The sequence below is a fragment of the Hymenobacter swuensis DY53 genome, from assembly GCF_000576555.1.
In the GTDB taxonomy this organism is placed as follows: Bacteria; Bacteroidota; Bacteroidia; order Cytophagales; family Hymenobacteraceae; genus Hymenobacter; species Hymenobacter swuensis.
Window position 1 is genome coordinate 4,694,209 of sequence record NZ_CP007145.1, and the last position, 16,437, is coordinate 4,710,645.

Below are 16,437 nucleotides of genomic sequence, written 5' to 3' on the forward strand. Positions count from 1 at the left end.
GAAGCTACCATTATTACAAATGGCATTTATTAACAATTGTAGTATCTTGTATTGCATATTTATATTTATTGTTTTTCAAAAAATAATATCCTCGCACTTTAGCATAACTACTATCGCACATTCCTGTAATTGCAACATAGAAGGTAGCTGTATCACCTTCGTGTAGATCAGATTTACTGTATGCAAGCGTGTATCCTCTATTCTCAACTATTGTCCTTATTATTGAGGTATCAGCTTCTATTTTATCACAGATGGAAAATAGAAAGGAGGGAGTAGTATAGAAACCATAAGTAAATATACTTGCTGCTGCTATTGTTATGACGGACATCATAATCAGCAACAGAATAGTATGTATTCTTTTAAAAAAGGCCAAGTAGCAAAACAATCCTTTCATACTACCAGCGCATACAGCAACGAATCCTGCACGACACCTTCCTTTACCACGCTGCGGCGCAAACGGGCTTCCAGCGTGTAGCCTGCCTTTTCCAGCACGCGGGCCGAAGCGGGGTTGCTTTCGAAAACTACCGCGTAGAGGCGGCAGACGTCGAAGTGGGCCAGTACGTAGGCCGTGGCCGTCTGCACGGCGGCCGTGGCCAGACCGCGCCCCCAGCAGGCCGGCGTGAGCCAGTACCCGATTTCGGCGGAGTGGCGGCGCACATCGGTCTTGAAATGGACGCCGATGCTGCCCACCGCTTCCCCGTCGACCTCCAGGGCTAAGTGCAGGTCGCGGGTGCTGTCAGCTACGAGGCAGAGAAAAAACTCCGCGTCGCTGGTCGTATACGGGTAAGGAAACGTGTCGCGCAGATTCCGGGCAATGCGCTCATCGTTGGCGTGACGGGCCAAAGCGGCGGCATCGGAGAAGCGCCAGGGCCGCAGCCGCGCCCCGGCCACTGGTAAAGCAAGCGTCGGGGTGAGGAGCGAATCGGCCATTGGGGGAATGTGCGAAATGTGGGAAATGGAGCTAGAATGTGAGCAATGAACAGGACCAACGAGGGAACAAACTTGTCCACATTCCTCTCATTTTTCACATTCTCACCACATTATTCCCGACCTACATTTTCTCGTAAATCACGGCGGCGCCCTGGCCTACGCCCACGCACATGGTGGCCAGGCCGTAGCGGATGCCTTCGCGGCGCTGCATTTCATGAATCAGGGTGGCCGTGATGCGCGAGCCGCTGGCTCCCAGGGGGTGACCGATGGCAATGGAGCCGCCGTTCACGTTCACCTTGGTCAGGTCGAGGTCCAGGTCGCGCACGCAGGCAATGCTCTGGGCGGCAAAAGCTTCGTTCAGCTCAATCAGGTCCATATCCTGCAACGTAAGGCCGGCCCGCTGGAGCACCTTCTGGGTGGCAGGCACGGGGCCGAGGCCCATATAGGCGGGGTCGACGCCCGCCACGGCCGACGCTACCACCCGCGCCAGTGGCTTCAGGTTGTACTGCTTCAGGGCCTCCTCGCTCACAATCAGCACGGCGGCGGCCCCGTCGTTGATACCGGCCGAGTTGCCAGCCGTAACGGTGCCATCTACCTGAAAAGCGGGCCGCAGACTGGCCAGCTTTTCGAGGCTGGAAAAGCGCGGCGGCTCGTCTTGGTCGAACAGAGCCGTGTCGCCCTTGGGCTGCGGGATGAACACGGGGGAAATTTCCTTGCGGAAGCGGCCCTTCTCGAAGGCCCTCTGGTACTTGCGCTGCGAGTCGAAGGCAAACTGGTCCTGCTCCTCCCGGGTGATGTGGTAGCGACGGGCCACGTTTTCGGCCGTTTCGCCCATAGCGTACGGGTGGTGCATCTTCGAGAGCCTGGGGTTCACGAAGCGCCAGCCCAGGGTGGTGTCGTGGGCCATGAAGTCGCGGGCAAAGGCCGTGGCCGATTTGGCCATCACAAAGGGCGCGCGGGTCATGCTTTCGGCCCCGCCGGCCAGGTACACCTCGCCTTCCCCGGCGCGGATGGCACGCGAGGCATCCATGATGCTTTGCAGGCCCGAGGCACAGAGGCGGTTTACCGTAATACCGGGCACCGTGATGGGCAGGCCGGCCAGCAGCGCGGCCATGCGGGCCACATTGCGGTTGTCCTCACCAGCCTGGTTGGCAGCTCCGATAATGACGTCCTCTACGGCCGCTTTATCCAGGGACGGGTTGCGGCGCAGCAACTCGCGCAACACATGCGCGGCCATATCATCAGGACGGACGCTGCTGAGGGCGCCACCAAATTTTCCTATCGGGGTGCGGACGGCGTCCACAATGTATGCAGTAGGCATCAGGTTAAATGCGTTATTCCGGTCGTAGTTGGCTACTTTTGCCCGCCCCAAGGGAATGGTGTCGTAGCCGAAAAGTCAAAACACAAAGATGATACAAAGAATCCAAAGCGTTTTCCTGCTGTTGCTGGCCCTGGCCATGCTCAGCGTTCTGTTTCTGCCCATCTGGAGCAAGTTCGACCCGAGCAGTAAGCAGACGGTGGTCCTCACGGCTACGCAGCTGGCCTTCGAGCAGCCGGCTGCCGGTACGGCCCCCGTGGCCACCTGGCCCATTGCTGTACTGGCCGTGGCTTCGGCCGCCGTGGCCGTGCTGGAAATCTTCCAGTTTCGCAACCGCTTCAACCAGCTCAAGCTGGGCGCGGTCAACTTCCTGCTGATTGTGGGCACTATCGGGGCCGGGTTCTATTACTCGGGCGTGGGCGAGCGGATGCTCAACATTAAAATTCCGGGCGAATTCGCGGCCGGGTTCTACCTGCCCACCCTAGCCCTGCTGCTGAACCTACTAGCCAACCGCTTCATCCGCAACGACGAGCGCCTGGTGCGCAGCCAGGACCGGCTACGGTAATCCGTCCTTACGCTCTCCATTACAAGCTCCGGTTATTCTTAACCGGAGCTTTTTTTTGCTCTTTTTTCAAGAGTTACGCTGTCTGTTCTCCCATTTTGGGCCTATGCATTTTACCCACGTTGCCCTACTGCACATATGGCCTTAGCGCTTCGCACAGCCGGCTTCGTCTCATTCACCGGCCAGAATATCAGTCGCATTTCTACGGCTTTCTACTAAGTATCAGAGCGTTATTCAACCCTTATAGCTGACTGGTCGTTTTTGATTTTATTTCTCTTTGTTATAGATTTCACCGCCTAAATCCATTCTCTCCCTTTTTTACTCCTATTGCGCATGAAACTTCTTACTCCCTTGTTTCCCACTTTGATCCTGGGCGCAGCACTACTTTCCGGCTGTAGTGACACACTTTCCGAAATCCAGCCCAAAACCAGCAGCCAGCAGGCCGACAGTAAAACCAAACCCAGTGCAATTGGGGCGGTCCTCATTGATCTGGAGCAGGCCGAGGGACAGTTCAGCCAAGGCAATAAAGTGGTACTACCCGGAGTAAGCGCCCGCAGCTACGACCTGTTGAGTGCCACCAACGGCCGGATCAGCCTGACGCCAGCTTTCAGCGGCACTTTGCAAAGCATACGCCTGGTGCTGGGCACCGGCAGCCAAATTCAGCTGGCCAACGGCACCCTGCTGGCCCTGGATACGCCCAGCGGCACCACTTCGGGGTTGAAAATTCAGCTGGATGATACGCCCCTGGAAGCCGGCACCACTTACCTGCTCACCATTGATTTTTCCGTGGAGCGGGATATTGTCAGCCGTGGCAACGGAACCTACGGCCTCAAGCCGGTACTGCGGGGAACCGTAATACCGGCTTCAATCATTATCAACGTTCCGCCCACGCTGCCCACCCCGCCCAGCTAGGCTAAGCGCGGTTCAGATCCGGTTCCTTTACTGCTTTACTTAAGAAGACGAGCGGCGTGACTGTGTCACGCCGCTCGTCCTTTTTCTATTTTAGGCCATCTGTTCTATCACGCGCAGGAGTTCGTGCTGGGTGGCCTGGGTTTTGTCTTTGGCGTACCAGCCGTGAAGTTTTTCAGCGAATTCCTCGTGGGTGGCCCCGGCGGCTTTCATCTCCAGAAACAGGTTGTGGGCTTCGGTAGGGCGCGGCCCCCAGTTGGTGACTTCCGTGAGCGTATCGGCGTGCAGGATCAGCAGCTTGGGGATGGAGCGGCCACCGTTGGTGAGGTAGTGGTCCATCAGGTCCAGGTTTTCGTCGCGCAGCAGGTAGTGGGTACGCAGGCGGCCGTGGCTGGCCCGGGCTATCTTTTCCAGCACCGGCACGATCTGGGCCGCGTCGCCGCACCAGCCTTCCGTGAGGATAACCCACTCATAGGTGCCGGTGAGGCGGTTCAGGGCCGTTTGCACTTCGGGCAAGACCTCAGCCTTTTTATCCAGCCGCTCCATGCGCTGGATGTTGAGGCGGGCATAGGCCGTCAGTTCCGTCGTCTGAGTGTTGCCGGTGGTTTTGTCTTCGGTCATCAACTGGTCGAGCAGTTGGCGGTAAGTTTCGTAGGAGTAGGCGCCGGCGAGGCGTTCGGGGCTGAGGACGGCAGGTTGCGCGGGAGCAGTCATGCGGATGGCTATGTGATGATAAGGAGTCGGCAGACAAACCACTGCTGCCTGTGGCCCTAACAAACGAAAAACCCTTCCGGTTGGCTGACACCAACGCGAAAGGGCTTCCGTTTTTTCACTACTTGTATGTGCTACAGGCTGGGCACATCAGCGGCTTGGGCCTTAGCCGACAGCTCCCGGCAGTAGGTAATAAAATCAGTATTGATGGGCTCCAGGCCAGCGGCGCGCAACTCCTTGGCCACTTGGGCGCGGTGGTAATTGCCATGCACCGGTACGTGGGTCAGGATGTCGGACACCTGGCTGGTGTAGCCCTCCCCGATGGAGTTGGTATAGGTGATGTGGCGGTTCAGCTCGGCCTCGTCGGCGTTGAGGCCATACTGGTGGAACCGCTCTGAGGTTTGCTGGTGCCAGTGGTGCAAACCAGCCAGATCATGCTCCTGCCATACCTTCACGGGGCTGGGAGTGCCGGTCAGGCGGCCCAGCCAGATGGCCTGGGCATTGAGGACGTGGCTGAAGATGCGCAGCGCGCCGGCGGGCAAAGTGGCCCCGCCGGCCACCAGGCCATCGAGGTGACGCAGCAGGGTGTCATTGGCCCACACTCCGTAGGCGCCCAGCTTTTCGTTGGTGTTACTCATGTACAAAAGAAGGTGAGTCCGGCGGCCGGCGACCGGGCGCGTCAGACAGGCAAAACAATAGGCAAAGGTAAGCAGCAGAACGGCGCTACCGCCGGGCGGCCCACCCGGGGCGGCCTTAGCGCGGGTCCTGCCACACGAGGCGCTCCTCGGTGCGGGTCTTGGCGAAGTCAGCGCATTGGCCGTCGCCCCGGCCGGTCAGGCCGCCTTCAGGGTGGCAGAGCAGCTTGCCATCAGCGGCGTACAGGTTACTGAACTGGTCGCAGCACGGGGCCGACTCTAGGTACACTGTAGCGCCGTTGTACTGGTAGCTGTAGATGTGAATGGGCGGGTTGGCTTTCTTGTCGTTGGAATGCTTAGTAATTCGCTCTTCCAGCCAGGCAGGACGTTTTTTGTTATCGAACTGAGCGTCGGGCCGGGGGGTAGGCTCCACGGTGTTGGCACTAGTGGGCGTGGGGGTCGATGCGCTGCCGGCTAGCCCGTTCTGGGGGGCATCGGTAGGGGTGGTAACGGCTACGTTGCGCTGGCAGGCGCTGAGCGAAAAAAACGCGGTAACGGTGGCCGCCGTTAGCAGGTGGGCAAAACGCATAAGGCAGGAAACAGGGGTGGCAGATGATAAACGGGCCGTTCGTCGTTCCGCACCGGAACGGCCTGCAGGCCCGCGTACCGAGAGGTTACGCAGGGCGGGGCCCAGAGTTGGCCGCCCGCCCCCCGGTTACGCGTCCACCGCCCAAGCCCACAGGCGCGGCCCGAACACCAGCAGGCCCACGGCCAGCGCCGCCAGGGCCATGACCAGCACGGCTCCGGCCGCCACGTCCTTGGCTCGGCCCGCCAGCGGGTGATAGTCCGGCGACACCAGGTTCACCACCGCTTCCACGGCCGTATTCACCAGCTCGGCGCACCACACGGCCCCCACGCTCAACGCCACCGCCGCCCACTCCCAGCGTTCTAGCCCGCAGTACAGCCCCAGCCCAATAACCACTACCGTAGCCGCCGCGTGAAACCAGAGGTGCACCTCCGTGCGCAACGCCGCCCCCACGCCCCGGAAGGCATAGCCGAAACTGGCCGCCCGCTTCCGCAGCACCGCCGGAAACCGGCGCGGCGCGGCTTTTTCCGGCTCAGCCCCGCCCATCGAACTCCTGAAAAACGGTTTGCCGCAGCCGGCTCCACTCACTGCGCAGAATGCTGAAGATGACTGTATCGCGCCGGATGCCACCCTGGGTGCGGCGGTGGCTGCGCAACGTGCCCTCCTCGGTAGCCCCCATGCGGTGCATTGCCTCCTGCGACTTATGGTTGCGCGAATCGGTTTCCAGCTCCACCCGCTCGCAGCCCAGCCCATCGAAGGCGTAGCACAGCAGCGCGTGCTTGGCCGCCCGGTTCAGGCCGCTGCGCTGGAACTCTTCTCCTACCCAGGTATAACCGATGCTCAGCTTGGCGTCGGCCAGATCCACGTTGTAGTAGCTGGTGCTGCCGGCTACCCGGCCGGTTTCTTTGTCGAGGATGAGGAACGGGTAACGGCGCTGCTGCTCCCGGCCCCGCGTGGCTTCCGTCAGGTACGCGGCCAGACTGATGGGGTCGTCGGCGCGGGTGAGGGTGTAGGCCCAGAGCGCGGGCGCGGCGGCCAGAGGGCGCAGGGCCTCAAAATCGGTGAGGGCCAAGGGGCGCAGCCGTACGCGGCTGTTTTCAAGAACGATATCCTGGGTGAAATCCATGCGGGCAAAGCAAGTGGCGGAGTAGGCTGTAAAGATGCCGGATTTCCCCCACCCACGCCACCCGCCGCCACTGCTCCAACCAAAGCCTCATCAACACCACCCGAACAGCCCGCCACAACGCCCAAAGGTTCTCCAACAGTAACTGAAGCTCCATTTGCCGCACCCAAAGGTGCTCTAACAGTATCCGAAGCTTTTTCAACAGCAGCCGAAGGTATTTCCACTAGCTAATTCCGGTGCTTCGGATGGGGCGGGAACCATTTCGGGTGCTGAGGCTGGGGCAAAAAAGAAGCCGACCACCTGTTTGGAAGGTAGCCGGCTCGTTTCGGGGGGCGGTGGTTGGGGTGCAGCCCCAGGCCGCAGCGGCTTGGAAGGCGAAGGGTCTCTCTTACCTATCGCCACCAGATGCTACTGGTACCTACTTCTTGATTTCGCCTACCATGTCTTCGGGCTTGAGCCACTCGTTGAACTGCTCCTCGGTGAGGTAGCCGAGTTGGAGGGCGGTTTCCTTCAGCGTAGAGCCGTTTTTGTGGGCCGTCTGGGCAATTTCAGCGGCTTTGTAGTAGCCGATGTGCGGGTTGAGGGCCGTTACCAGCATCAGTGACGAATCAACGTGCTTTTTGACGTTGGCTTCCAGGGGCTCGATGCCCACGGCGCACTTATCGTTGAAGCTCACACACACGTCGCCGATGAGGCGGGCCGAGTGCAGGAAGTTGTAGATCATCACGGGCTTGAACACGTTCAGCTCGAAGTGGCCGCTCATGCCGCCGATGTTGATGGCTACGTCGTTGCCCATTACCTGGGCCGCCACCATCGTCATAGCCTCGCACTGGGTGGGGTTCACCTTGCCGGGCATGATGCTGGAGCCGGGCTCGTTGTCGGGGATGTGCAGCTCGCCGATGCCGGCGCGCGGGCCGGAAGCCAGCAAGCGGATGTCGTTGCCGATTTTCATCAGCGAAGCAGCTACCGTTTTCAAAGCGCCGTGGGCCTCCACGATGGCGTCGTGGGCGGCCAGGGCTTCAAACTTGTTTTCGGCCGTAACGAAGGGCAGGCCGGTGAGGTCGGCAATGTGCTTGGCCACATTCTCCGAGTAGCCGGCGGGCGTGTTGATGCCGGTGCCCACGGCGGTGCCGCCCAGGGCCAGCTCCGAGAGGTGGGCCAGCGTGTTCTTGATGGCGCGCAGGCCGTGGTCGAGCTGCGATACGTAGCCGCTGAACTCCTGGCCCACCGTCAGCGGGGTGGCATCCATGAGGTGGGTACGGCCGATTTTGACGATGTGCATGAACTGCTCGCTCTTGCTCTTCAGCGTGTCGCGCAGCTTCTCGATGCCGGGAATGGTGGTTTTCACCAGGATTTTGTAGGCCGCAATGTGCATGGCCGTCGGGAACGTGTCGTTGGAGCTCTGGCTCTTATTCACGTCGTCGTTCGGGGCCAGCACCTTCTTCTCATCCGAAAGCTGGCCGCCCTGCAGCACGTGGCCGCGGTAGGCCACCACCTCGTTCACGTTCATGTTGCTCTGGGTGCCCGAGCCGGTCTGCCACACTACCAGCGGGAACTCCTTATCGAGCTGGCCGTCCAGAATTTCGTCGCACACGCGGCCAATCAGCTCCGCTTTGTCGGCGGGCAGGATGCCGGCGTCGCGGTTGGTGAGGGCGGCGGCTTTCTTGAGGTAGGCGAAGGCACGGATGATTTCCTTGGGCATCCGGTTGATGTCCTGGGCAATCTGGAAGTTATCGATGCTGCGCTGGGTCTGAGCGCCGTAGTAGGCGTCGGCCGGCACCTGCACGGTGCCCATGGTGTCTTTCTCGGTGCGGAACTGCGTCATGCTTCTGTGGGGTGAGAAGAGGATGAGGTGACAGGGAAACAGGCTGCGGCCGGGGCCGCCGGGCAAAAGTACGCAACCCTGCCCCGTACCCGACCCAAAATCCCCAAATTCTGCGGCTGCCCAACGCGGCCACTGGCCCGCAGGCTGCGTATAGCCGGCCAATAGCTTTCCATCCGCCTTATCTGCCCTTCCTCATGAAAAAGACCTTCGAAGACGAATCCGACGCCCTGTCCACCTCGCCCGCCACGCCGACTGCACACCAGAGCGCTGCCGTTACGCCGCCTAACCACGAAAACCAGGAGTCCACCAGCACCCGCGTAGGCGGCACCTCCGCCACTAATGAAACCGCTGTGCCTACCGCTGGCAACGGTGCCCCCGATTACAGCCAGGTAGAACTGAAAACCGAGCCCGAGCTGCCCACCCCCGACAAAGCCGGCGGCAGCGCTACCGAGCCCGAAAGCGGCGGCGGCTACAGCGGATAGTGGTGAATTTGTGAAGGGTCATTGCGAGGCATAGCCGAAGCAATCCTTCCTTTTCACTGCTCAACGCCCTGAAAAGCAGAAAGCCCCTGATGTCTGGTTCTGGCGTCAGGGGCTTTTGCGTGGGGCATGGTTGGGAACTGCGTGAAAGACGGATTGCTTCGGCTATGCCTCGCAATGACCATTTCACAAATTCACCACTTGTTACCGTTGCTCAATTTTGAAGAGGACGCCTACGACTACTTTGCGAGCGGTGCGGCGGTTGTTCTGCACGGCCGGGAACCAGGTGGGGCCCTCCTTGAGGAGACGCAGGGCCTCCTCGTCGCACTCCGGCGACACGGATTTTACCACTTTAAAGTCGCTGAGCTTGCCGTCGACTCCTACTACGAACTGCACCCGCACGGTGCCTTCGCGGCGGTCCGTGAGAGCTTTTTCGGGGTAGTCGAGGCTGTCGGCCAGGTACTGGCGCAGCTTGCCGTAGCCCCCAGCCGGCGTGGCCGAAATGCTGGGCAGCATGGGCGGAGCCTCGCGGCGCACTACCACTTCATTGAGCTGCTTGCTGTCGGGAGCCAATGCCAAGGCCAGCGTGGAATCGGTGGGGCGCAGGGTGTAGACCTGGGTGACATAGCCAATAGAACTGATGTAAAGCTGCCGTGTAGTAACATGTCTTTTCAGACTAAAAACACCATTCTGGTTTGTTGAAACAGGATGTGAGTCACCGGGAATTGAGATGGATGCTCCCGGCAGCGGCTGGCCCTCAGTATCCGTCACGCGGCCCTGAATGGTGCGCGTAGCCGGCGGAGCCGCCGGGGCAGCCGCCACCGAAACGCCGGCCACGCGGGCCATTTTAGCCTTGGCCGCTACTGGTTCCGGGGTTGAGGCGGCCTCTTCCTTATTTTCGACGGACGTTTCCGCCATAGCCACGGTGGCCGGCTCTACTACCGGCGCAGCCGCCGAGGCGCTTAAAGTCGCGGAGCCATTACCAACCGCATCCAACCCCGCCAGATCGGCCGACGGCTCCGGCACTACTTGCGCGTTGGCCACTAGCACCGGGCGACGCGACCGGGCCACCAGCTCCGACCGCCGGAGTGGGGAGGCCGGGGCCGCCGGTAAAACGGCCGCCACTTCGGGCGCGGCAGCGGCCACGGCTGGCTCGGCTGGGCGTATCGTGGCCGTCGTGTTTTCTTCGCGGGTGACTTGCGAAACAGAGCGGGCGGCCAGCTCCGGCGCGTTGTTCAACCGGCTCACCGTCAGCCACCCCACCACGCCCAACGACAGCAGCAGCACGGCCGCTGCCGCCAACGGCCGCCACGCCCACAGCGGAATGACGGCGGGCTCGGGGGTTGTTTCAGAGGTCAGCTCGGCCACGCGGGTGTGCAGGCGTTGGCGTAATGCGTCCACGCTGGCCTGGTGCGCGGTGGCGGGTTGCAGTTCCAAACCTTCCAGGATATCGGCACACACGGCGCAATCCAGGGTGTGGGTTTCTACCTGGTGCTCCTCGGCGGGCGGCAGCTCCCCGGCCACGTACCGGCGCAGCAGCTCCACCGGCAGGTGGGCGCCGGCCGGGGCAGAGGGTGCGGAGGTCAGGTTAGGGCGAGGCATCGGAGGCGGAGGCTTGCAGCAGGCGGCGCAGGTTGCGCTTCCCGTTTTGAAGGTGACTTTTTACGGCGTTCAGGTCGAACCCGGTGAGGGCGGCTACTTCGCGGTAGCTTTTCTTTTCCAGGTAAAACAGTTCCAAGCACTGGCGCTGACCGGGGGGCAGTTCGGCGAGGGTAACTTCCAACTGTTGCAGGTGCTGCTCATGCAGCTCAGCTTCGGCGGGGTCGTTTGCGGTTAGATGCCGGGCGGCCACCGATTCCATACCGGCCTCGTCGGAAAAATGCACCAGGGCCGGGCCGGCGCGCTGCCGGGCCCGCAGCGTCATCAGGCAGTAGTTGCGGGCGGTGGCGTGCAGCCAGGGCGGGAAGTTTTCCACCTCGTGCTGCCGAAGCTTGTGTAACAGCTGCTCAAATAGCTGCATTACCGCATCCTGAGCGTCGGCCTCGTCGCGGAGGTAGCGCCGGGCAATGGCCAGTACGCCGCTCATGTGCCGCTCATAGAGCACGCCCAGGTCGGCCACCTCGCCCTGGGCGTGGTAGCGGCGCAGCAGGTCCTCATCAGACAGCTCGGCGGCGGGCGTGGGGCGGGTGGAGCGGCGGAAAAACATGTGTGGCGCAAGCTACGGGATTTGCGGGTTTGGGTGGACGAGAAGTTCTCGGGTTGGTTCCTGCAGAGGGATGCGCGCAGGTTCGCAGAGTCGTTCTGAAAATATTTTTCCGGGGCCGTGTGGAATCCAGGGCAAGGGCGCATCTGATGAGCAGAACCTGGCCGGATCTGCTTTTCTCACCGCTATTCCCTCTGCTGATGAAACCCTTTCTGTATTGCACGCTGGCGGCCGCTTTGCTGGCCGCTCCGGCCGCCCGGGCCCAACAAGCCAACGCCCTGTATCAGGTAATCGACCCGGCCCAGACCAAAGGAACCATAACGGGCCGCGTGACCGACAAGAGTACCGGCCAGGGTCTACCGGGCGTGACGGTACTGGTGAAAGGCACCTCCGTGGGGGTCAGCACCGGCCCCGATGGCGCGTATGCCCTCACGCTGCCGGCCGAGGCCACCACGCTGACATTTTCCTCCATCGGCTTCATCACCCGGGAGGTGAAGCTTACCGGCCAGACAATCATTAACATAGCGTTAGTCGCCGACCAGAAGACGCTCAGCGAAGTAGTGGTAACTGGCGGTAAGGCCAAGCCCCGGCGCATACCGGCTTCACCAGTGCGAGTGCGCACTAAGGAGGCATCGGACGCCGACCTGACCGGCCTCGAACCCAGTATGGACAGCTTCCCGATTCAGGAAGCATTGCAGGGCCGGGTGGCCGGCATGGCTGTCAATTCCAGTCCCGGCTACCTATACCCGCAACCCGTCCCCGGCGCGGGCGAAACCTACGCTCACGTAGCGGAAAACGGCTTCCAGCGGGTGGCGAAGGAGCCGCTCAGCACCTTCAGCATTGATGTGGATGCGGCCAGCTACAGCAACGTGCGCCGCTTCCTGCAACAGGGCCAGCTTCCCCCCACCGACGCCGTGCGGGTGGAGGAAATGCTCAACTATTTCCAGTACGACTACCCCCAGCCCGCCGCTTCGGCCCCCGAGCCCTTCCGCGTTATCACCGAGCAGGCCCAGTGCCCCTGGAACGCCGGGCACCAGTTGGTGCAGGTGGCACTACAGGCCCGCCAGATAGCCACCGAGAAGCTGCCACCCGCCAACCTGGTGTTTCTCGTGGACGTGTCGGGCTCCATGCAGGGCGAGGACCGGCTGGGTCTGGTGCAACAGAGCCTGCGCCTCCTTACCAAGCAACTGCGTCCCCAGGACCGGGTGGCGCTGGTGGTGTACGCCGGGGCCGCCGGCACGGTGCTGCCGCCCACGGCCGGTTCCGAGCGGGCCACTATTCTCTCGGCCATTGATAACCTTTCGGCGGGTGGCTCCACGGCCGGTGGCGCAGGTCTGCGCCTGGCTTATCAGGTGGCCCGTCAGCACTTCAACAAGGAAAGCAATAACCGCGTGATTTTGTGCACCGACGGCGACTTCAACGTGGGCGAGCAGAGCGACGACGCCATGGAGCACCTCATCACGCAGGAGCGGGAAAGCGGAGTGTTCCTGACGGTACTGGGCGTAGGCCAGGGCAATTACCAGGACAAAAAAATGGAGCTCCTGGCCGACAAAGGCAATGGCAACTACGCCTACCTCGACAACCTCGACGAGGCCCGGCGGGTGCTGGTGCAGCAGTTCGGCGGCACGCTGTTCACGCTGGCCAAGGACGTGAAGCTGCAAGTGGAGTTCAACCCCCAGCGGGTGCGCGAGTACCGCTTGGTGGGCTACGAAAACCGCGTGCTGGCCGCCGAGGACTTCAATAATGACCGCAAAGACGCCGGCGAACTGGGCTCCGGTCACACCGTTACGGCCCTATATGAGGTAGTACCCGTGGGTGCCCCCGGCACAGTTGATCCGCTCAAGTATCAGTCGGCTCCTGCTGCGCCGGCCGTATCCGCCTCGGCGGAACTGCTCACCGTGAAGCTGCGCTACAAGGAACCCCAGGGCCTCGCCAGCCGTCTGCTGGCGGTGCCGTTGGCCGGTGCGGCGCGGCCCCTTGCCGAGGCCAGTGAAAACCTGCGCTTTGCCGCCGCCGTGGCCCAGTTCGGTATGCTGCTGCGCCAGAGTGAGCACCGGGGTACGGCCACCTGGGAAAGCACCACCCGCCTCGCCGAGGGTGCTCGCCGCTTCGACCCCGACGGCTACCGCGCGGAACTGGTGCGGCTAGTAAAGCTGGCCGAAGGCCTGCGCCCCGAAGCGTACGGAGCACGGTAACGACCGGCTAGGCTTCCAGCCATCATCAAATTAATCAACAGATTTTCAGCATGATGCAACCCACTCTATCTGCTGTAGCCTCTTCATTCTAGTATAGCGGAGTACTAGGCCGCTACTCCCGGCGTTCTGGCCGCAGAAACATCCCCGAAGGCGGCCCACCGTCACTCATAAGGCGGCAGGCGGAGCAGGTTGCAGCCGCTTCCGCCACCCATGCCGCCGGGCCGCCTTCGGCTTGTTATTCCGATGCGGAGCTATTCCGCTTCCCTTTTATACTTTCATGAAAAGCAAACGGCCCCGCTGGTTAGCAGCGGGGCCGTTTGTGTTATTTATAAGGTACTTAAAACCCTCTAAAAAGAGTAGTTAACGGAAGCTTTGATGACGCGGTTCTGGGCGTCGAAGTTATTGTTTTTGTCCAGGGACGACAAGCCGTAGTCGTAGCCGGCGCTCAGGCCCAGGCCGTTCTGGAATTGGTAGCCCAGGCCGCCTACTACCCCGAAGTCAACGGTGCGTAGCTGGTTTTTTACGTCGAAATCGGTATTGAAGGCGTTGAAGCCCAAGGCACCGGCCTGCACGCGGGCCTTACCCGAGAGCAGCACCGAGGCCTGCGGACCAGCGTACACGTACAGCCCATCGGTTAGGTAGGCCTTGGCCAGCACCGGAATATCGAGGTAGGCCAAGCGGCCGGTGGCAGTTACTTTGGCGTTCAGGAAATCAAACTGCTCCAGCGGAATGCGGCCGTTGAGCACCGTACCTTTCTCGGAGTAGCCAATGCCGGGCTCAATGGCGAAACGTGGGCCCAGGGGCAGCGTGGCGTAGAGGCCGGCGTAGAAACCGGGCTTCATTTCCTGGGTAACGGCCCCGTTAGTGTACTCCGCCAGGTCGTTGAAGGTACTCACCGCGTCGCCCGATACATCGGCCACGTTTACCCCCGCCCGCACCCCGAACTGTACGCCCCCGGTGGCCGGAGTCGACGAGTACGACGAGGTGGAACGCACGGGACGGGCTTGGGCCGGGCCGGTATACTTCGGTACGCGGTGGGTGGTTACCTGGGCCTCAGCCGCCGTGGAGAAAGCCGAAAACAAAAGGGTAGCCGCGGCCAGGCGGCCGAAAAGTCGCTTCGTATTCATGGTCAGGAAGTTTTGGAAGGAGGAAGCCGGCCGCCGCGTTTGCGCAAGGTGGGCTGCCGGTGCTGACAGGTAATATTTCAAAACCGTGCCAGTTTTTTGCGTTGCTGCTCCAGCAACCCTCACTAATCCTCACTTCAGGCTTGGAAAGGGTATTATTTCGACTCCGCCAAGCCTTTCTCGATGAGTTGCAACGCCGGATTATCGGGCTTCATTACCGTGGTCAGCTGCTTTTTGGCTGCCAGGAAGTGCGGCCGGGCCTGTTGGGGCCGCTTGAGCTGCATGTTCAGGATGGCCACGTAGAAATGCAGCAGGCCCTGGGGCACCGCCTCTTTAGGCGCGGTGGACAGTTGGCTGCTGAAAAATGCCTCGGCCTCAGCCCACTGATTATTGGTCTGGTAGATGTCCATGATGTCGTTGAACATCTGGTCATCAGCCGGATTCAGCTGGTAAAGCCTGGTAGCCCAGGAGGCAGCCTCCGCTGAGTGGGCTGCCACGGCCAACCCCAGCAAGCCCCGTATCGAGGGATAATCGGTGGGGTTCAGGGCCAGGCTTTGCTGGTAAGCGACTTTGGCTTCGACGGGCTTTTGTTGCTGTTCGTACAGCATGCCCAGCAGGCGGGCGGCATCGGCTTGGCGGCGGGGCTCGGCAGCGTACAGGTCGTAGGCAGTTGTGGCGTGTGGCAGGCCTTCAGCCGATTTTTTCAGCAGCCACAGCGCGTACGCCAGGTTGTAGTGCGAGTTCGGGTAATCGGCCTTAAGGGCTACCGACTTCTCAAAAGCCACCGAGGCAGCGGCGGGTTGGTCACGCAGCAGTTGCGCGTAGCCCACTCCGAAGTAGGAGCTATAGTCGGCCTGCCCGTGGGCGTGGGCCGCGTTGTAGTAGCGCAGCACCAGATCCAGCTTCTGCTCCTCGGACTTATCCTGCTCCCCGCACCCGCACGAAAGCACCGCGTACCAATAGTCGCCGAGGCCTTTGCTGAGGGCGTAGTTGGCGGGGTACTTCCGTTGCAGGCGGTTGAGTTCCAGCGGCAGGTTCAGCAGGTGCATGGAGTAGTCGCCCTCTTTGCCGCGGAGCTGCTCCACGGTTTCGGTGGGCTTGAGGTTGCGCAGGCCAAAGCCCTGAAAGTTCAGACTGATGAGGTAGTTATCCAGCAAGAGCTTTTCCTTAGCCAACAGCACTTCGGGCAACTGATTTTTGGGGTCAGCCTTGTCCAGTACCTCAAAGGCCGATTGGTATTTTTTCTCCTGCGTAAGTTGGGCGGCCTGAGCCAGGTCCGAAGCAACCGGTGTCTGGGCCAGGCCCGGTCGCACTGTCAGAGCCAATACGGCAAGTGGCAGATAAAAACGCATCTATCAATGAGTTATCAGATTGAGAACAGGGCGCGGATACGGGGTCGGCAACCAAGCGGAAAGATGCAGGTTTTCCCACAAAATCTACTGACAAACAAACAGTTGTTCGGGCGTTTTTTGCATTTTTTATTTGGAATTTCCGGCGACCGGTCCCACCTTGCCGCCGTTAAAACGCCCGACACGCATGGCTCAGCCCACGGCCCGCTTCTTTTTTAGCTATTACTTCTACTACGCCACCACGTAGTCGAGCGGCCTCCCTGTAGCCTTCCTAACCCGAACTCTTCAGCGCCTCTCGACAACTTCGGGAGGCGCTTTTTTTACGCTCAATCTGCCCTGATGCCCGCTTGCAGCTTCTTTTATTACGGCTACTGCTACTTCTTCTTTCTGAAGAGGCCGGGCCCGGTTTGCCGAAGCTGACTTATCCGCAGCCATCCAGCAAAACCAGGGCCCCGCACACCGGAGGCCCTTTTTTAGTGTCTTTTTCA

At 61.0% G+C, this 16,437-nt stretch carries 17 protein-coding genes; 4 read left to right on the top strand and 13 right to left on the bottom strand.

Going from position 1 to position 16,437, the window contains the following annotated elements; all coding sequences use genetic code 11:
- Positions 1-13: 13 nt before the first annotated feature.
- The 3 genes from HSW_RS24460 to HSW_RS21390 form a co-directional block, all read right to left on the bottom strand.
- On the bottom strand, positions 14-331 hold the full coding sequence (locus HSW_RS24460; protein WP_155833095.1) for a hypothetical protein: 318 nt from the start codon (positions 329-331) through the stop codon (positions 14-16).
- Between the two features lie 59 nt (positions 332-390).
- The gene (locus HSW_RS21385; protein WP_052346728.1) at positions 391-930 is read right to left on the bottom strand and encodes a GNAT family N-acetyltransferase; all 540 of its coding nucleotides are present in this window, start codon (positions 928-930) and stop codon (positions 391-393) included.
- Between the two features lie 121 nt (positions 931-1,051).
- Positions 1,052-2,251 (bottom strand): thiolase family protein, encoded by a 1,200-nt coding sequence (locus HSW_RS21390; RefSeq protein WP_044005386.1) that lies wholly within the window; start codon positions 2,249-2,251, stop codon positions 1,052-1,054.
- An 88-nt stretch (positions 2,252-2,339) separates the two neighbouring features.
- Here HSW_RS21390 and HSW_RS21395 point away from each other — a divergent pair, with 88 nt between their 5' ends.
- Positions 2,340-2,813 carry a DUF4293 family protein gene (locus HSW_RS21395; protein WP_044003788.1) on the top strand — a complete coding sequence of 158 codons (474 nt, stop codon included), beginning with the start codon at positions 2,340-2,342 and terminating at the stop codon, positions 2,811-2,813.
- A 330-nt stretch (positions 2,814-3,143) separates the two neighbouring features.
- Entirely contained in the window at positions 3,144-3,722 is a 579-nt protein-coding gene (locus HSW_RS23240) for a DUF4382 domain-containing protein (protein WP_081768551.1), read from the top strand.
- Between the two features lie 90 nt (positions 3,723-3,812).
- On the opposite strand, the gene HSW_RS21405 is transcribed toward HSW_RS23240, so the two are convergent.
- From HSW_RS21405 to fumC, 6 genes are all read right to left on the bottom strand, one after another.
- Positions 3,813-4,433: a thioredoxin family protein gene (locus tag HSW_RS21405; protein ID WP_044003790.1), complete on the bottom strand. Its 621-nt coding sequence runs from the start codon at positions 4,431-4,433 to the stop codon at positions 3,813-3,815.
- Between the two features lie 131 nt (positions 4,434-4,564).
- Complete coding sequence (locus HSW_RS21410) at positions 4,565-5,068, bottom strand: DinB family protein (protein ID WP_044003792.1); 504 nt, start codon at positions 5,066-5,068, stop codon at positions 4,565-4,567.
- A 115-nt stretch (positions 5,069-5,183) separates the two neighbouring features.
- Positions 5,184-5,654, bottom strand: coding sequence for a DUF6970 domain-containing protein (locus HSW_RS24890; protein ID WP_052346730.1), 471 nt, complete (start codon positions 5,652-5,654; stop codon positions 5,184-5,186).
- Between the two features lie 126 nt (positions 5,655-5,780).
- Positions 5,781-6,197: a diacylglycerol kinase family protein gene (locus HSW_RS21420; RefSeq protein WP_052346731.1), complete on the bottom strand. Its 417-nt coding sequence runs from the start codon at positions 6,195-6,197 to the stop codon at positions 5,781-5,783.
- The gene (locus HSW_RS21425) at positions 6,184-6,777 is read right to left on the bottom strand and encodes a GNAT family N-acetyltransferase (protein ID WP_044003793.1); all 594 of its coding nucleotides are present in this window, start codon (positions 6,775-6,777) and stop codon (positions 6,184-6,186) included. The genes HSW_RS21420 and HSW_RS21425 overlap by 14 nt, the downstream gene beginning before the upstream one ends.
- Positions 6,778-7,192: 415 nt before the next feature.
- A complete protein-coding gene (gene fumC / locus HSW_RS21430) occupies positions 7,193-8,599 on the bottom strand; it encodes a class II fumarate hydratase (RefSeq protein WP_044003794.1) in 1,407 nt (468 codons plus the stop codon).
- 194 nt (positions 8,600-8,793) lie between these two features.
- On the opposite strand from fumC, the gene HSW_RS21435 reads away from it, so the two are divergent.
- Positions 8,794-9,081: a hypothetical protein gene (locus tag HSW_RS21435; RefSeq protein WP_044003795.1), complete on the top strand. Its 288-nt coding sequence runs from the start codon at positions 8,794-8,796 to the stop codon at positions 9,079-9,081.
- Positions 9,082-9,282: 201 nt separating this feature from the next.
- Here HSW_RS21435 and HSW_RS21440 read toward each other — a convergent pair whose 3' ends face one another.
- Together HSW_RS21440 and HSW_RS21445 are read right to left on the bottom strand one after the other, a co-directional pair.
- Complete coding sequence (locus HSW_RS21440) at positions 9,283-10,680, bottom strand: TonB family protein (RefSeq protein WP_044003796.1); 1,398 nt, start codon at positions 10,678-10,680, stop codon at positions 9,283-9,285.
- Positions 10,667-11,284 (bottom strand): RNA polymerase sigma factor, encoded by a 618-nt coding sequence (locus HSW_RS21445; RefSeq protein ID WP_044003798.1) that lies wholly within the window; start codon positions 11,282-11,284, stop codon positions 10,667-10,669. The genes HSW_RS21440 and HSW_RS21445 overlap by 14 nt, the downstream gene beginning before the upstream one ends.
- A gap of 197 nt (positions 11,285-11,481) precedes the next feature.
- Here HSW_RS21445 and HSW_RS21450 point away from each other — a divergent pair, with 197 nt between their 5' ends.
- A complete protein-coding gene (locus HSW_RS21450) occupies positions 11,482-13,476 on the top strand; it encodes a vWA domain-containing protein (RefSeq protein WP_044003800.1) in 1,995 nt (664 codons plus the stop codon).
- A gap of 347 nt (positions 13,477-13,823) precedes the next feature.
- On the opposite strand, the gene HSW_RS21455 is transcribed toward HSW_RS21450, so the two are convergent.
- Positions 13,824-14,603 (bottom strand): porin family protein, encoded by a 780-nt coding sequence (locus HSW_RS21455; RefSeq protein ID WP_044003802.1) that lies wholly within the window; start codon positions 14,601-14,603, stop codon positions 13,824-13,826.
- Between the two features lie 152 nt (positions 14,604-14,755).
- A complete protein-coding gene (locus HSW_RS21460; RefSeq protein ID WP_155833096.1) occupies positions 14,756-15,952 on the bottom strand; it encodes a tetratricopeptide repeat protein in 1,197 nt (398 codons plus the stop codon).
- Positions 15,953-16,437 lie beyond the last annotated feature (485 nt).

Coding starts and splice junctions, on each gene's coding strand:
- HSW_RS24460 (WP_155833095.1), bottom strand. CDS start 331: ATGATGTCCGTCATAACAATAGCAGCAGCAAGTATATTTACTTATGGT.
- HSW_RS21385 (WP_052346728.1), bottom strand. CDS start 930: ATGGCCGATTCGCTCCTCACCCCGACGCTTGCTTTACCAGTGGCCGGG.
- HSW_RS21390 (WP_044005386.1), bottom strand. CDS start 2,251: ATGCCTACTGCATACATTGTGGACGCCGTCCGCACCCCGATAGGAAAA.
- HSW_RS21395 (WP_044003788.1), top strand. CDS start 2,340: ATGATACAAAGAATCCAAAGCGTTTTCCTGCTGTTGCTGGCCCTGGCC.
- HSW_RS23240 (WP_081768551.1), top strand. CDS start 3,144: ATGAAACTTCTTACTCCCTTGTTTCCCACTTTGATCCTGGGCGCAGCA.
- HSW_RS21405 (WP_044003790.1), bottom strand. CDS start 4,433: ATGACTGCTCCCGCGCAACCTGCCGTCCTCAGCCCCGAACGCCTCGCC.
- HSW_RS21410 (WP_044003792.1), bottom strand. CDS start 5,068: ATGAGTAACACCAACGAAAAGCTGGGCGCCTACGGAGTGTGGGCCAAT.
- HSW_RS24890 (WP_052346730.1), bottom strand. CDS start 5,654: ATGCGTTTTGCCCACCTGCTAACGGCGGCCACCGTTACCGCGTTTTTT.
- HSW_RS21420 (WP_052346731.1), bottom strand. CDS start 6,197: ATGGGCGGGGCTGAGCCGGAAAAAGCCGCGCCGCGCCGGTTTCCGGCG.
- HSW_RS21425 (WP_044003793.1), bottom strand. CDS start 6,777: ATGGATTTCACCCAGGATATCGTTCTTGAAAACAGCCGCGTACGGCTG.
- fumC (WP_044003794.1), bottom strand. CDS start 8,599: ATGACGCAGTTCCGCACCGAGAAAGACACCATGGGCACCGTGCAGGTG.
- HSW_RS21435 (WP_044003795.1), top strand. CDS start 8,794: ATGAAAAAGACCTTCGAAGACGAATCCGACGCCCTGTCCACCTCGCCC.
- HSW_RS21440 (WP_044003796.1), bottom strand. CDS start 10,680: ATGCCTCGCCCTAACCTGACCTCCGCACCCTCTGCCCCGGCCGGCGCC.
- HSW_RS21445 (WP_044003798.1), bottom strand. CDS start 11,284: ATGTTTTTCCGCCGCTCCACCCGCCCCACGCCCGCCGCCGAGCTGTCT.
- HSW_RS21450 (WP_044003800.1), top strand. CDS start 11,482: ATGAAACCCTTTCTGTATTGCACGCTGGCGGCCGCTTTGCTGGCCGCT.
- HSW_RS21455 (WP_044003802.1), bottom strand. CDS start 14,603: ATGAATACGAAGCGACTTTTCGGCCGCCTGGCCGCGGCTACCCTTTTG.
- HSW_RS21460 (WP_155833096.1), bottom strand. CDS start 15,952: ATGCGTTTTTATCTGCCACTTGCCGTATTGGCTCTGACAGTGCGACCG.